General features: G+C 38.0%; 15 protein-coding genes. 9 read left to right on the forward strand and 6 right to left on the reverse strand.

Going from position 1 to position 14047, the window contains the following annotated elements; all coding sequences use genetic code 11:
• Positions 1-516, forward strand: coding sequence for a DUF2892 domain-containing protein (locus ABXZ32_RS00260; RefSeq protein ID WP_354616689.1), 516 nt, complete (start codon positions 1-3; stop codon positions 514-516).
• Here the strand turns inward: ABXZ32_RS00260 and cls are convergent.
• Genes cls through ABXZ32_RS00275 form a run of 3 tightly spaced genes read right to left on the reverse strand, consistent with a single transcriptional unit; the run spans position 513 to position 3636 of the window.
• Positions 513-1973: a cardiolipin synthase gene (cls, locus tag ABXZ32_RS00265; RefSeq protein WP_354616690.1), complete on the reverse strand. Its 1461-nt coding sequence runs from the start codon at positions 1971-1973 to the stop codon at positions 513-515. The two genes, ABXZ32_RS00260 and cls, sit on opposite strands and share 4 nt — an antisense overlap.
• Positions 1973-2932: a lytic transglycosylase domain-containing protein gene (locus ABXZ32_RS00270; RefSeq protein ID WP_354616691.1), complete on the reverse strand. Its 960-nt coding sequence runs from the start codon at positions 2930-2932 to the stop codon at positions 1973-1975. The genes cls and ABXZ32_RS00270 overlap by 1 nt, the downstream gene beginning before the upstream one ends.
• 38 nt (positions 2933-2970) lie before the next feature.
• Entirely contained in the window at positions 2971-3636 is a 666-nt protein-coding gene (locus ABXZ32_RS00275) for an alpha/beta fold hydrolase (RefSeq protein WP_354616692.1), read from the reverse strand.
• Between the two features lie 175 nt (positions 3637-3811).
• Here ABXZ32_RS00275 and ABXZ32_RS00280 point away from each other — a divergent pair, with 175 nt between their 5' ends.
• On the forward strand, positions 3812-4105 hold the full coding sequence (locus ABXZ32_RS00280; protein ID WP_354616693.1) for a GNAT family N-acetyltransferase: 294 nt from the start codon (positions 3812-3814) through the stop codon (positions 4103-4105).
• Between the two features lie 35 nt (positions 4106-4140).
• Here the strand turns inward: ABXZ32_RS00280 and mtaB are convergent, their stop codons facing one another.
• The 3 genes from mtaB to ABXZ32_RS00295 all read right to left on the reverse strand — a co-directional run bounded on the left by mtaB (position 4141) and on the right by ABXZ32_RS00295 (position 7120).
• Positions 4141-5469 carry a tRNA (N(6)-L-threonylcarbamoyladenosine(37)-C(2))-methylthiotransferase MtaB gene (mtaB, locus tag ABXZ32_RS00285; RefSeq protein WP_354616694.1) on the reverse strand — a complete coding sequence of 443 codons (1329 nt, stop codon included), beginning with the start codon at positions 5467-5469 and terminating at the stop codon, positions 4141-4143.
• 139 nt (positions 5470-5608) lie between these two features.
• Positions 5609-6784 carry a GlmU family protein gene (locus ABXZ32_RS00290; RefSeq protein WP_354616695.1) on the reverse strand — a complete coding sequence of 392 codons (1176 nt, stop codon included), beginning with the start codon at positions 6782-6784 and terminating at the stop codon, positions 5609-5611.
• Between the two features lie 81 nt (positions 6785-6865).
• On the reverse strand, positions 6866-7120 hold the full coding sequence (locus ABXZ32_RS00295; protein ID WP_062054732.1) for a type B 50S ribosomal protein L31: 255 nt from the start codon (positions 7118-7120) through the stop codon (positions 6866-6868).
• Between the two features lie 167 nt (positions 7121-7287).
• Here ABXZ32_RS00295 and ABXZ32_RS00300 point away from each other — a divergent pair, with 167 nt between their 5' ends.
• From ABXZ32_RS00300 to ABXZ32_RS00330, 7 genes are all read left to right on the forward strand, one after another.
• Positions 7288-7809: a DUF4199 domain-containing protein gene (locus tag ABXZ32_RS00300; RefSeq protein WP_354616696.1), complete on the forward strand. Its 522-nt coding sequence runs from the start codon at positions 7288-7290 to the stop codon at positions 7807-7809.
• A gap of 34 nt (positions 7810-7843) precedes the next feature.
• Positions 7844-8800, forward strand: coding sequence for a glycosyltransferase family 2 protein (locus ABXZ32_RS00305; protein ID WP_354616697.1), 957 nt, complete (start codon positions 7844-7846; stop codon positions 8798-8800).
• A 49-nt stretch (positions 8801-8849) separates the two neighbouring features.
• Positions 8850-10559: a phospho-sugar mutase gene (locus tag ABXZ32_RS00310; RefSeq protein WP_354616698.1), complete on the forward strand. Its 1710-nt coding sequence runs from the start codon at positions 8850-8852 to the stop codon at positions 10557-10559.
• Positions 10559-12385 (forward strand): ABC transporter ATP-binding protein, encoded by a 1827-nt coding sequence (locus ABXZ32_RS00315; protein WP_354616699.1) that lies wholly within the window; start codon positions 10559-10561, stop codon positions 12383-12385. The genes ABXZ32_RS00310 and ABXZ32_RS00315 overlap by 1 nt, the downstream gene beginning before the upstream one ends.
• 101 nt (positions 12386-12486) lie before the next feature.
• Positions 12487-13029, forward strand: coding sequence for an RNA polymerase sigma factor (locus ABXZ32_RS00320; RefSeq protein ID WP_354616700.1), 543 nt, complete (start codon positions 12487-12489; stop codon positions 13027-13029).
• A 33-nt stretch (positions 13030-13062) separates the two neighbouring features.
• Positions 13063-13578 (forward strand): hypothetical protein, encoded by a 516-nt coding sequence (locus ABXZ32_RS00325; protein ID WP_354616701.1) that lies wholly within the window; start codon positions 13063-13065, stop codon positions 13576-13578.
• Positions 13568-14017 (forward strand): hypothetical protein, encoded by a 450-nt coding sequence (locus tag ABXZ32_RS00330; RefSeq protein WP_354616702.1) that lies wholly within the window; start codon positions 13568-13570, stop codon positions 14015-14017. The genes ABXZ32_RS00325 and ABXZ32_RS00330 overlap by 11 nt, the downstream gene beginning before the upstream one ends.
• Positions 14018-14047: the final 30 nt, after the last annotated feature.

The following is a 14047-nucleotide window of genomic DNA, read 5'->3' on the forward strand; positions in this document are numbered from 1 at the left end:
ATGTTCAACAAAATTTTCAAACTTATCATCGCCGGATTAATCATTGCTTATGCCATCTTTCAATTTATAGAAGGAAATATTGGCAATGGAATCTTTTTAATATTACTATCCACTATTTTCATATTTCTTTATTTCAGAAATGAAATGATACTACTTGCTTTTCTAAGAATGCGTAAGCAAGATATGGCAGGTACCCAAAAATGGCTGGACAAGATAAAAGACCCTGAAGCGGCCCTTACCACTAAACAACAAGGATACTACAACTACTTACACGGCATCCTTTTTTCACAGACCAACTTGACCCAAGCTGAGAAGTATTTCAAAAAGGCTTTAAAATTGGGATTAACCATGGATTATGATGTTGCCATGGCAAAACTAAGCCTTGCGGGTATAGCTATGCAAAAACGTCGTAAAAGGGAGGCTACCATGCTATTGAACGAAGCAAAAAAATTGGACAAACAGAATATGTTGACAGATCAGATAAAAATGATGCAACAGCAAATGAAGAAGATTTAGAGCAATGGGGCCCACAGCCTATTAAAAGACTCCTTGAGTTTCTTGCTAAGGGGTCTGTTTTTCCATCGTTCCACATCTATAATTTCGCAGTCCTTTAAATCCTCTATGAATATCTTTTTCATTTTAGATGATATTTTGGCGTCGTAAAGCATTGCATTTATCTCAAAATTGATGGAAAAGCTTCTATAATCAAGATTGGCGGTACCTATGCTGCTAATGTTGTCGTCAATAACAATTGTTTTGGCATGAACAAAACCCTTGGTATAGCGGTATACCTCAATCCCTGAGTCCAAAAATTGCTCTATGTATGAATCGGTGGCATATTTTGCCGCCCATGAATCAGAATCTTTGGGAATGATAAATTTCACCTCCACTCCACTTCTGGAAGCCGTGGTCAGTGCAGCCAATATTTCGGCATTTGGGATCAAATAAGGGGAGGTGACATAAATATAGTCATTGGCAGAATTGATGGCCGAAAACAATGCTTCCATGATACTGGCCCAATCCGTGTCCGGACCACTGGATACGATCTGTACAGCGGTAGTGCTCTTTGCTTCTTTTAGTGGTTTTGGGATCAATTTTTTAATATCAAGCTTCGAATCGGAGACAAAATCCCAATTTAAAAGAAATGTGGATTGTAGTGAGCCAACAGCGTCTCCCTCTAGCCTTAGATGAGTATCTCGCCAAAAAAACTTGTTTTTGAAGCTGTTGTCATATTTTTTCTCGAGGTTAATTCCGCCTACATAACCCACCTTACCGTCTACAACCACTATTTTTCTATGATCGCGATAATTAAATTTACTGGTGAACCTAGTGAATATTACGGGCATAAAAGCATGGTGTTCCACCCCACTCTCTGTTAATCTACGCTTAATTTTGGATGATATACTACTGCCCACATCATCATAGATAAGTCGGATCTCCACCCCTTCTTTAGCCTTTTCACAAAGAACATCTAAGATTTGCTTTCCGAGTTCATCGTCCACTATGATGAAATATTCCATATGGATATGGGATTCGGCAGCCTTTAGGTCTTTTAAAAGAATTTTAAATTTTTGTTCACCATTGATCAATATGTCGGCCTTGTTGTTAAAGGTGACCACTGCTTTCTCATTATTTTGGAGAAGCTTATAAATTTTAAAAACCCCTTCTCCGAACTCCTCCTCGAATTCCTTATTTTCTTTATGGGTGAATTCAAAAGACTCCCTCCATTCCTTAAGTTTAGCGCTGTCGATTACCGATTTCTTTTCGAAAATCTTATGTTTCCTATAATCTTGTCCAAAAAAATAATAGACCAATAACCCAAGAAAAGGCAAGGCCGCCAAGGCAAACAAATAAGAAAGGGTTCTTATAGGATGGCTATTCTTTAAAACAATAAATATTGAAAAAAAAATGACCAATATATAATTGATTCCCAATAAAATTTGCCAGAGATTTTCTTTTATATAAGCATACATTATTTAGAAACCTTATAATAACCTTTGTTAGGAATTTCTATTACGTATTTCTTTTTGGTACCATTGTTTAAATGGGCCTCTCTCAACCATGGGTTGTGTCTCTTAAGAATTTTATAATTGATTTCGTAGTCTTGTGCAAAATCAGCGAAATTGGCAATAGGAGTGTCAACTTCAACATTAAAGGTCGGCACCGAAGTATACAAATCTTCCTTCCCTATTTCGAAGCCATATTTTTCAGGATTGGACAATATCTCCTTAATTGCCAAAATTCTAAATACATATCGGCCAGTTTCTTCCCCTAATAAAAGATCATAGTAGGCATCTACTTTTTGTACCCCTTGATATTTTTTAATACCGTAAGGTCCCGCATTATAAGAAGCGGCAGCAAGAGTCCAACTTCCAAATTTCGCTTTCGAACTTTTCAAATATCTACAAGCCACTTCGGTTGATTTTTCTAAATGATAACGCTCATCCACATTTTCATTGATCTCCAATCCAAAATCCTTTCCCGTACCCTTCATTATTTGCCAAAATCCAGTTGCCCCTGCAGGCGAGATCAAATTTTGCAATCCGCTTTCTGCGACTGCCAAATATTTAAAATCATCAGGAATCCCGTTTTTCTTTAAAATTGGTTCAATAATGGGGAAGTATTTATTAGCCCTTTTCATGAGCAATAGGGCATTGGATTGCCAATATGTGTTTACCAAGAATTCCCTATCTATACGCTCCATTACCTCCGGATCATCCACAGGAACGCTTTCACCGGCAAAATTTAAGTCCGCTGGAATATCAATGGCCCTAACTTTATATTTATAAGAATTGGTCACTTCGCCCTCGTTGGACGCCTGGTCATTTGAATCATTTGAGGAACTGCCCATTGTGTTCTGGACCGCAAATATCAAGCTGCTTATAACACAAAGCATTCCAACCAACATCAATCCATTTTTAAGTATTTTCATAATCCTTCTCTTAGTGTTTGTATAATATATTAAAGGTATTAAATAGAACGTGGATTTTCTAAAATAATTTTAGGCAAGTGCTCATTAAACCACCTAAATCTATGAATGATCATGGTATGCGTTCCATTTTTTATTGGAATGCAGTCATTTATGTGAGAAATAGGGAATACATTGTCCTTTTCTCCGTGAATATGCACCACATTTGGGGGACATTCATTTTGCTTCCAATTTACGATTTGATCAATGGACCAATCTATGTAGTACTTGTCCCTAACGGAGAGATACTGCTCATATAATTCCAATCTTTTGGTCACGGTTTCCCCAAAGGCATATTTCGCCAATAATTCAACATTGTTCACCAATCCTGTAGGCAACAACTTATGTATTCCGGTGTATTTGGCAAATACCATCCGTTTTGGAAGTTCCGAGGTGAGTTTAACACTGGATATCACAATCACTTTTCTAACCGAAATATGTTTCGCCATCTCCTGCACCAACATACCTCCAAATGAAACGCCAACCAAAACAACATCATTATGCTCTACCTTAGAACACATTGCCAAGGCGTATTCCGATAGACTCATGCCCTTATCCGGAACAAACCAGTCCAATACATGTTGTTCAAAAGTATCGGAAGGCAAATTGATCTGATTGAAAATGGAAGAATTAGCTGCCATCCCTGGCATAAAATATACATGGATCATAGGTCGTGGCTTATCCTTGCTTGTGAATAATAAGCTAGGAATTTAGCTAAAATTTTCGTAATTTTGTTGCCGCAATAATAATTTTTCATTCCGAATATTGATTTTAACACAATTAATTTGAAGCGATTTTGAGAACTTCGCAATTACATTCTTACGCAATTAAATATCACACTATATGAATGAAGTATTAATTAAGGACAATAGCTTCTTGCGCCAATTTGAAACTACAGTTGACGGTAAATTAGCTAAAATTGAGTATTCTTCACAAGAGCGTAAAGTTTTTTTGACAAAATTAGTAATCCCAGAGGAGATTACGAAAGAGGGTTTTAAGGAAGATTTTATTAAAGCTGTTTTGAACAACATCCAAGAGAATAACTTAAGGGTGGTCCCCACAAGTCCGGAAATCGCAGGATTTTTAAGAAAAAACAGGCAGTATAAAGAAATGCTACCCGTTGGAATTCGGATTTAAAAAATTCAAAAGCCTCTCAGATGAGAGGCTTTTTTTTATATACTTACTTCCGATGCTACAAACTCAAAACGAACCATCCCCTCTTCATCAATTTCAGTAAGGCGTATATCGCACAGGGTATTCACCAATGCTGGATCCCAAGGTGTTCTTACTTTTACATAGTTCTCTGTGAACCCATGTATATATCCTTCCTTGTTCTCCCCTTCGAACAATACAGTTCTATGGGTCCCAATCTGACTCTCATAAAAAGCGCGTCTCTTTTTAACGGATAGGCCCCTTAGCATTTTACTGCGTTTGTTGCGAACATTTTTAGGAACCACTCCCTCCATTTCCGCAGCAACGGTATTATCCCTTTCAGAATATGTGAACACGTGCAGGTAAGAAATGTCCAATTCATTTAAAAAATGATAGGTTTCCAAAAAGTGCTCATTTGTCTCTCCAGGAAACCCTACAATAACGTCAACCCCAATACATGCATCGGGCATTGTTCTTCTTATTTGGGCGACACGATCTATGTAAAGATTGGTGAGATATCTTCTTCTCATCAATTTCAAGATGGCATCACTTCCACTTTGCAATGGAATATGAAAATGGGGAACAAAAGTGTTGCTCTTGGAAACGAAATCTATAGTTTCATTTTTGAGCAAATTTGGCTCAATGGATGAAATCCGTAGCCTATGGATCCCCTCTACGGTATCCAGGGCTTTTACGAGATCCAAAAATGTATGCTCATGTTTTTTGTTTCCAAATTCACCCTTTCCATAATCCCCTATATTAACTCCTGTTAGGACAATTTCCTTAATACCTTGGGCGGAAATTTCTGCTGCATTATCCAATACATTTTGCAGAGTATCACTTCTTGAAATACCCCGTGCCAAAGGGATGGTGCAATAGGTACATTTATAATCACAGCCGTCTTGCACCTTTAAAAATGCCCTGGTCCTATCGCCAATGGCATAACTCCCTACATAGAAATCCGCATCCTCTATTTCACAAGAATGTATTTCTCCAAAATCATTTTTAGAAAGGTCGTTGATATAATCTGTAATCTTGAATTTTTCGGTAGCCCCTAAGACCAGATCTACACCATCTACAGCAGCAAGCTGTTCTGGTTTCAATTGTGCATAGCAACCAATAGCTGCTACAAAGGCATCAGGATTTACCTTCTGGGCCTGTTTTACAATATTCTTGAACCGTTTGTCAGCATTTTCTGTTACCGAACATGTATTGATCACATACATATCGGCCATTTCAGAAAAGTCTACGCGCTGGAATCCCTCATCTTCAAAACCTCTGGCAATGGTTGATGTCTCTGAAAAGTTAAGTTTACAACCCAACGTATAAAATGCTACTTTCTTTTTCATGGTCCAATTCTTATAATCTCCCCAAAATTCATATTAAATTACCCTAACAAGAGGTTAGAACTTTTAGGCATGCAAATATACCAACAAATGTCTGTTTTGTAAAACAGCAATTCCTTAACTAGATGAGCGTATTAGTTTCTTAATCCTTACGCCATTTCTTTGTTTCCTCAAAAACATGATTTAAAATATTGGCCTCTATTTCATCGAATTCAACTCCCCTTCTTTCCATCATTATTCTGGCGGTCTCAAAAGCTTTTTTGGGCAGATAGGTCGTAAAACCAGAAGCACCGCCCCAACTGTAACTAGGGACAAAATTTCTCGGAAATCCTGATCCAAAAATATTTGCACTTACCCCGATCACAGTTCCGGTATTAAACATGGTATTGATACCGCACTTACTGTGGTCTCCCATCATTAAACCGCAAAATTGAAGTCCAGTTTTTGCAAATCCCTCTGTCTCATAACTCCACAAGCGTACGGGCTCATAATTATTTTTCAAATTGGAATTATTGGAGTCAGCCCCTATATTGCACCATTCTCCCAAAACAGCATTTCCGAGAAACCCGTCATGACCCTTATTGGAATAGGAAAAAAGAACAGAATTGTTCACCTCTCCTCCAATGCGACAATGCGGCCCGGCGGTAGTAGGACCATATATCTTGGCACCCATTTTAACAACTGCATGTTCTCCAAGGGCAAAACCACCCCTTATGATACAGCCTTCCATGACTTCAGCATCCTTCCCGATATAGATTGGTCCATCATTGGCATTAAGTATGCTGCACTCTACCTTGGCACCTTCTTCCAAGAATATGTTCTTTGGATTAAAAACAGTGTTCGTTTTGGAGATGGGAGCACTTTTTCTGCCTTCGGTCAATATTTTGAAATCGGCTTCCATAGCCTTTCCATTTTTGGAAAATATATCCCAGGTATTTTCTATTCTCAAAATGTCACCTTCATATTCAATTGCTTTGTATTTAGAAAAATCAGGATCTTCCTGTGTTTCCAGAGAATAAAAGGCGATTATTTCCTCCTTTTGGAAGATAGCCTCGTTAGGCTTTAGCTTTTTCACCAATTCCACCAAGGCATCATTGGGCAAAAAGGACGCGTTAATTAATATATTTTCTTCAAGTTCCACCATGGGATACTTTTCGGACAGGTACTCTTCGGTAATTGTTGTGGTGGTGAATCCCAAAAATTTTTCCCATTTTTCCCTTACGGTCAAAATCCCGATCCTAATTTCTGCTACTGGCCTTGTAAAGGTAAACGGCAACAAGGCATTTCGTACCGTACCGTCGAAAAGAATATAATTCATGGTTTATTTTTTTGTAAAAATAAAAAAAGTCACGCCTCGATGAACATCGGGGCGTGACTATATAAATTGTAATGCAAAAATTTACTCTTTGCTGAACTTCTTGTATTTGTTTTTAAACTTGTCAATTCGACCAGCAGTATCCACCAATTTTGCCTTTCCGGTATAAAATGGGTGCGATGTTCTTGAAATTTCCATTTTCACAACTGGATATTCAACACCATCAACTTCCAAAGTTTCTTTGGTCTCTGCTGTAGATTTAGTAAGAAACACATCTTCGTTAGACATATCCTTAAAAGCTACTAATCTATAATTCTCTGGGTGTATTCCTTTCTTCATGGTAAAAAAACTTAGATACTCTCAATTTTTAGAGCTGCAAATTTAAGGATTTTTCCGAAAACAACAATTTAAATCGAAAAAAAAATCAAAATAAAAAAACAATTAATATTTGTAACAAAAATAGATGATTTACTACTTATAGCAAACAACCATAAAACTTTATAAAAATGGAAAATAACAAACCGACCACAGGTAAATTTGCTTTGAATTACGGAGCCTTATTAGGAGGTATTAGTGTAGTCTTCATTTTAATGCTTTATTCCATGGATATGCATTACCAAGGTGGTGGCATGGTCATTGGGGTTACCGTTGTTCTCTCCCTGGCCGTGGTAATACTTGGTATGATACAGTTTAAAAAGGCAAACAATGGCTTTATGTCCTTCGGTCAAGGGCTAAAAGTTGGTGTCGGCATTAGCTTGGTCGCAGGAGTTATAGGGATCATTATGAATCAGATAATGCAAGGGGTCATAGATCCAGAAATGATGGATAAGGCCATTGAATTCCAAAAGGGCACCATGATGGAGGCCGGAATGACCAGTGATCAGATCGATGCCCAACTTAAAATGGGCGAATCATTCAGAACCCCCATGATGCAAATCATGTTCGGATTATTGTTCAGTATAGTATTTGGATTTATATATTCATTAATTCCCGCATTAATTCTAAAAAAGACAGAAACTAATCAGTAATTTGTACTTTTGAAATTATTCTCAGCGGTACCAAATGAATATAAGCATAGTAATTCCCTTACTTAACGAAGAAGAATCACTAAAAGAACTACATGATTGGATTGTGCAAGTGATGCAATCCAATCATTTTTTATATGAAATTCTCTTTATAGATGATGGAAGCACCGATACTTCCTGGAATATCATCTCGGAACTTTCCCAAAAAAACCCTAGTGTAAAAGGGATTCGTTTTTTAAAAAACTTTGGTAAATCGCAAGCCTTACACGCTGGTTTTAAAGCTGCAAAAGGTGATGTGATCATTACCATGGATGCCGATTTACAGGATAATCCAGAAGAAATCAGCGAATTATACAAACTCATCAAGGAGGAGAATTACGATCTGGTCTCGGGATGGAAAAAAAAGAGATATGATTCCATTCTCTCCAAAAACATGCCATCCAAGTTGTTTAATTGGGCAGCCAGAAGAACTTCTGGGGTAAAACTCCACGATTTCAATTGTGGCCTGAAGGCCTACAAGAAGGAGGTGGTAAAAAATATTGAGGTTTCCGGTGAAATGCACCGCTACATTCCAGTTTTGGCCAAAAGTGCTGGATTTTCCAAGATTGGGGAAAAAGTAGTGCAGCACCAAGCCAGAAAATACGGAAAAACAAAATTTGGCATGGAACGATTCATCAACGGATTTCTGGATTTAATCACCATATGGTTTGTATCAAAATTTGGAAAGCGCCCTATGCACCTTTTTGGAGCCCTCGGAGTGATGATGTTCATCATTGGCCTTGGTTTTGCAACCTACCTTGGGATTGACAAACTTTTTATTCACCCAACAGGGCGATTGATTACCGAACGCCCACAGTTTTTCATCGCTTTGACCGCTATGATCATAGGTACCCAGTTATTTTTAGCTGGTTTCCTGGGTGAAATAATGGTACGGACCCGAAAGAACGAAACCCGTTATACCATCTTAGAAGAATTGAACCTTACCAAAGATTAAAGCAATATTCTTTGTAATTTTAAATACACCTTAAAACAGTAATAAACACATGGACTCCATACTCAACACCGCAAAAAGTTGGTTAACCGATTTTTTTGATGCCGATACTAAAAAGGAAATAGAAAATCTTATACAGACAAATACTGAAGAACTAAAGGACAGGTTTTATAAGGACCTTGAATTTGGTACGGGGGGTATGCGGGGCGTTATGGGCGTTGGCACCAATAGGATCAATAAATATACCTTGGGGAAAAACACCCAAGGATTGAGCAACTATCTTAAAAAAACGTACCCAAATGAGGCTCTAAAAGTGGTGATCGCCTATGATTGCAGACACAATAGCGACACCTTGGCCAAAACGGTAGCAGATGTATTTGCAGCCAATGGCATCAAGGTATTTTTATTCTCTGAATTAAGGACCACCCCTGCCCTATCCTTCGCAGTAAAATATTTGAACTGCCATGCGGGCATAGTCTTAACAGCATCCCATAATCCACCGGAATACAATGGATATAAGGTGTATTGGACAGATGGAGGACAAATTGTACCCCCTCAGGATGGGGAAATTATCTCAGAGATCAATAATTTATCTTTCGAGGATATCAAATTCAAGGCAGATGAGAGCTTGATCCAATTGATAGACAAAGAGGTGGATGAGGCCTTTATTTCTGCATCTGTAAAAAATGGAAACTTTAATGCCAAGGGTAAGGACGATTTTAAAATTGTTTTCACTTCTTTACACGGTACTTCTATAACTGCCATCCCCGAAGTTTTAAAAAGGGCAGGTTACAAAAATGTGACCATTATTGAAGAGCAGGCGGTACCTGATGGAAACTTTCCAACAGTCAAATCTCCAAACCCTGAAGAACCTGAGGCCTTGAACATGGCGATAGAAAAGGCCGAAGAGATTGGTGCGGATATGGTAGTTGGTACCGATCCAGATAGTGACCGATTGGGAATCGCAGTGAGAAACCTTGAGGGCAAAATGGAATTGTTGAACGGGAACCAGACCATGGTGCTAATGACCAAATTTTTATTGGATCAGCGAAAGGCCCAAGGAATGGAAGGCAATGAATTTATAGCCTCCACCATTGTATCCACCCCAATGATGCCTGCCTTGGCAGACGCCTATGGTGTGGAGTGCAAGACCGCTCTAACGGGATTCAAGTGGATCGCTAAAATGATCAAGGATTTTCCAAATCAGCACTTTGTTGGTGGTGGGGAAGAAAGTTTTGGGTTTATGGTAGGCGATTTTGTTCGTGACAAGGACGCAGTTACCTCTACCCTCTTGGCTTGTGAAATAGGTGCTAATGCCAAAGCCAATGGCAGTTCTTTCTACAAGGATTTGATTGATTGCTACGTGGATTTTGGTTTTTATAAGGAGAAATTGGTTTCCATGACCAAAAAGGGAATCACTGGGGCACAGGAAATAAAACAGATGATGATAGATTACAAGAACAACCCTGTACAATCTATCGACGGATCCAAGGTTATTTTTGTGGATGATTATAATACATCAACCAAAAAAAATATGGTGACAGGTGAAACTACATCTATCGACATACCTAAATCCAATGTATTGATCTATACAACGGAAGACGGAACGATTATGGCCGCCAGACCCAGTGGCACGGAACCTAAAATAAAATTCTATTTCAGCATCAATGCAACCCTTGATAAGGCAAGTGATTTTAAAAAGGTAGATGCCCAATTGGACGAAAAGATCAACAGAATCTTAAAAGAACTGAACCTCAATTAATGGAGTATTTTAAAAAAATCCTTCGGTTTGCCAAACCTTATCAGAAATATGGCTACTTAAATATATTCTTTAATATTCTTTATGCACTTTTTAGTGCCCTGTCTTTTGCCGCCCTTATCCCAATGTTGGATGTGCTCTTTAAACAGGATAAAAAGGTTTTCGAAGAACCCACTTATACCGATTTGGGTCATTTAAAGGATTATTTACAGGAATATATCAATTTCAAGGTAACGGCGTATTCAGGGAATGATGAAATGAAAGGGCTGGTATTGGTCATTGGATTGGTATTGATCCTATTCCTAATGAAGAATTTCTTCAATTACCTGGCCATGTATTATATCACCTTTCTAAGGAATGGGGTCTTAAAGGATATCCGGAACAAAATGTACAAGAAAATTGTAGAGCTGCCTATTTCCTACTATTCCGAGAAGAGAAAAGGGGATGTAATAGCTAGGATTACCTCCGATGTGTTGGAAATTCAGCATTCCTTTCTATCCGTTTTAGAATTGATAGTTAGGGAACCGCTAACCATTATATTCACCATTATAATCATGTTTGGTATCAGTACCAAGCTAACCCTGTTCGTATTTATTTTTATTCCTTTAGCAGGTATGATTATTTCTAGAATAGGAAAATCATTAAAAAAGAAATCGGACCGTGTCCAGAAAGAGTCCGGGGAATTCCTATCCATTGTGGAGGAAACCTTAGGGGGGCTAAGGGTCATTAAGGCCTTTAATGCGGAATCCAAGTTCCAGAAAACCTTTAATGCGTCTACGTATCGCTTTTTTGATTTCTCCAATAAATTGCTCAATAGGCAAAACCTGGCCTCCCCAACAGGGGAATTCCTAGGGATTTTAGTGATAGGGGTTTTATTATGGTTCGGCGGGAAAATGGTATTGATCGACAAAACTTTAGATGCCTCCTCCTTTATAGCTTATATGGGATTGGCCTACAACATCCTTACTCCCGCAAAAGCGATCAGCAAAGCCTCTTACGGTGTTAAAAAGGGTGATGCTGCAGCAGAACGTGTATTGGAAATTTTGGAAACCGAAAACCCTATCGGGGAGATTGAGAATCCTATTCACAAAACCACTTTTGAGAGCGGAGTGTCCATTGAAAATGTATCCTTTAAATACGAGGATGAATATGTTCTTAAAAACTTTAATCTCACGGTCCCAAAGGGACACACTGTTGCTCTGGTAGGACAATCGGGAAGTGGAAAAAGTACTATAGCGAATCTGGTGACGCGCTTTTACGATGTGAACGAAGGCATTATTAAAATAGACGATACCGATATAAAACATCTCACCAAAAACTCCCTTCGCAATTTAATGGGGCTAGTAACCCAAGATTCCATTTTGTTCAATGATACTGTACGAAACAACATTGGCCTAGGAAAAGAAAACGCTACGGATGAGGAAATTATTGAAGCGGCAAAGATTGCAAATGCCCACGAATTTATATCACAGCTTCCTAATGGCTATGACACCAATATTGGTGATAGCGGAAACAAATTAAGCGGAGGTCAAAAGCAAAGATTGTCCATCGCAAGAGCTGTTCTTAAGAACCCTCCCTTAATGATATTGGATGAAGCAACTTCTGCCTTGGATACGGAAAGTGAAAGATTGGTACAGGACGCACTGGAAAAAATGATGAAGAACAGAACCTCCATAGTCATTGCCCATCGCTTGTCCACCATACAAAATGCAAATACGATCATAGTGTTGCAAAAAGGGGAGATAGTTGAACAGGGCTCTCATACACAGCTCCTAGAGTCTAATGGTGTCTATAAAAAATTAGTAACCATGCAGTCATTTGACTCCTAATTATAAGACCGCGATAAAGGGAGAATAGAGAGAATGTTTTAGGTGGCAATTAAACCATTGCAGAAATTTAGAGTCACATAGTTAAATGTAAACAACCACTTTTGATATCAGAAGCATCTTTAGTAGACCAGTTGAAGGACAAGGATACCCAATCCCATGCTTTTGAGGTATTGATCAATACCTACAAAGTGCGTCTCTATTGGCATATACGAAGAATTGTACTGAACCATGACGATACGGATGATGTACTTCAGAATACCTTTATAAAGGTCTTTAAAAATATTGACGGTTTTAAAGGGGACAGCAAACTTTTCTCCTGGATGTATAGAATTGCGACCAATGAGGCATTAAGCTTCTTAAAGGCCAAATCCAAAAAAATGGGGATTTCCAATGTGGAACTTCAGACTCAAATAGTGGATAATTTACAGGCAGATGTTTATTTTGAAGGGGAAGAGATACAGTTAAAACTTCAAAAGGCCATCGCAGAGCTTCCTGACAAACAGAAATTGGTGTTTAATATGAAGTATTTTGAAGAATTGAAATACGAAGAAATTTCAGAGATTTTAGACACTTCTGTAGGTGCCTTAAAAGCATCATATCATTTGGCATCTAAGAAAATAGAAGCTTTTTTAAAAAACGATTAAACCTTTTAATATATTGAAGGTCAAACCAAAAGAATGAAAGAGAAAGATAAACATAGTGGTTTTAAAACTCCTGAAGGATACTTCGAAGGGTTGAACGATTCTCTTTTGGATAAAATAAAGGGAGATAGTACGGTCATACCCAAAAATGAAGGTTTTGAGGTTCCGGAAGGGTATTTTGAAGGACTGAACCAAAACATTCTTTCCAAATTAAAAGAGGAAGAGTCTAAAGTAATTGCCCTTAATCCTTATAGAAAATATTATTTTACGGCGATAGCTGTGGCCGCATCTTTGCTTTTGGTAATTGGTTTACAATGGAAAAAGGAAGAAGCATATTCTTTTGATGATCTTGCTTCTTCGGATATAGAATCCTATTTTGAATTCAATGATTATGGAATGAGTTCTTATGAAATCGCGGAAATAATGTCGATTGATGATATACATATCCAGGATATGATGCAAAATGAAATAAAAGATGAAAACATTGCCGATTACCTGAATGACAATATTGACATTTTTGAAGATTTAAATTTAGAGAACGATGAATATTAATAAATATATTGCGACTTTAGGGTTATTACTTTTTATCACAGTTGTTTCCTTTGCACAGGACAGACCTGATAGGGAGAAAATAAAAGCTCTAAAAGTAGCCTTTATCACAGAACGATTGGACCTTAGCAGTAAGGAAGCACAATTGTTTTGGCCTATTTACAATGAGCACGAATCTAATATGGAGGACCTACGTGTCAAAGAATGGTCACAGGTACGCTATAAGATAAAACAGGCCAGCACCCTATCGGAACAAGAAGCCGACGATCTGTTGGGTTTATATACGGCCTTGGAAAAAGAGAAACAAGATTCTTACAAACGCTTGTTCTCCAAGCTTAAGAATGTACTCTCCAGTAAAAAAACATTATTGCTCATCCAGAGTGAAGACGATTTTAAGCGTAAATTAATGCAGATGTACCGCCAAAAACAACGGAAGAATTAATAAAAAACCTAGGTCTAGCCTAGGTTTTTT

Source organism: Sediminicola luteus (genome assembly GCF_040566555.1).
Lineage (GTDB): Bacteria > Bacteroidota > Bacteroidia > Flavobacteriales > Flavobacteriaceae > Sediminicola.

What these genes read in the sequence shown, in the direction of transcription:
- ABXZ32_RS00260 (WP_354616689.1), top strand. Translation starts at nt 1, where the DNA reads ATGTTCAACAAAATTTTCAAACTTATCATCGCCGGATTAATCATTGCT.
- cls (WP_354616690.1), bottom strand. Translation starts at nt 1,973, where the DNA reads ATGTATGCTTATATAAAAGAAAATCTCTGGCAAATTTTATTGGGAATC.
- ABXZ32_RS00270 (WP_354616691.1), bottom strand. Translation starts at nt 2,932, where the DNA reads ATGAAAATACTTAAAAATGGATTGATGTTGGTTGGAATGCTTTGTGTT.
- ABXZ32_RS00275 (WP_354616692.1), bottom strand. Translation starts at nt 3,636, where the DNA reads ATGATCCATGTATATTTTATGCCAGGGATGGCAGCTAATTCTTCCATT.
- ABXZ32_RS00280 (WP_354616693.1), top strand. Translation starts at nt 3,812, where the DNA reads ATGAATGAAGTATTAATTAAGGACAATAGCTTCTTGCGCCAATTTGAA.
- mtaB (WP_354616694.1), bottom strand. Translation starts at nt 5,469, where the DNA reads ATGAAAAAGAAAGTAGCATTTTATACGTTGGGTTGTAAACTTAACTTT.
- ABXZ32_RS00290 (WP_354616695.1), bottom strand. Translation starts at nt 6,784, where the DNA reads ATGAATTATATTCTTTTCGACGGTACGGTACGAAATGCCTTGTTGCCG.
- ABXZ32_RS00295 (WP_062054732.1), bottom strand. Translation starts at nt 7,120, where the DNA reads ATGAAGAAAGGAATACACCCAGAGAATTATAGATTAGTAGCTTTTAAG.
- ABXZ32_RS00300 (WP_354616696.1), top strand. Translation starts at nt 7,288, where the DNA reads ATGGAAAATAACAAACCGACCACAGGTAAATTTGCTTTGAATTACGGA.
- ABXZ32_RS00305 (WP_354616697.1), top strand. Translation starts at nt 7,844, where the DNA reads ATGAATATAAGCATAGTAATTCCCTTACTTAACGAAGAAGAATCACTA.
- ABXZ32_RS00310 (WP_354616698.1), top strand. Translation starts at nt 8,850, where the DNA reads ATGGACTCCATACTCAACACCGCAAAAAGTTGGTTAACCGATTTTTTT.
- ABXZ32_RS00315 (WP_354616699.1), top strand. Translation starts at nt 10,559, where the DNA reads ATGGAGTATTTTAAAAAAATCCTTCGGTTTGCCAAACCTTATCAGAAA.
- ABXZ32_RS00325 (WP_354616701.1), top strand. Translation starts at nt 13,063, where the DNA reads ATGAAAGAGAAAGATAAACATAGTGGTTTTAAAACTCCTGAAGGATAC.
- ABXZ32_RS00330 (WP_354616702.1), top strand. Translation starts at nt 13,568, where the DNA reads ATGAATATTAATAAATATATTGCGACTTTAGGGTTATTACTTTTTATC.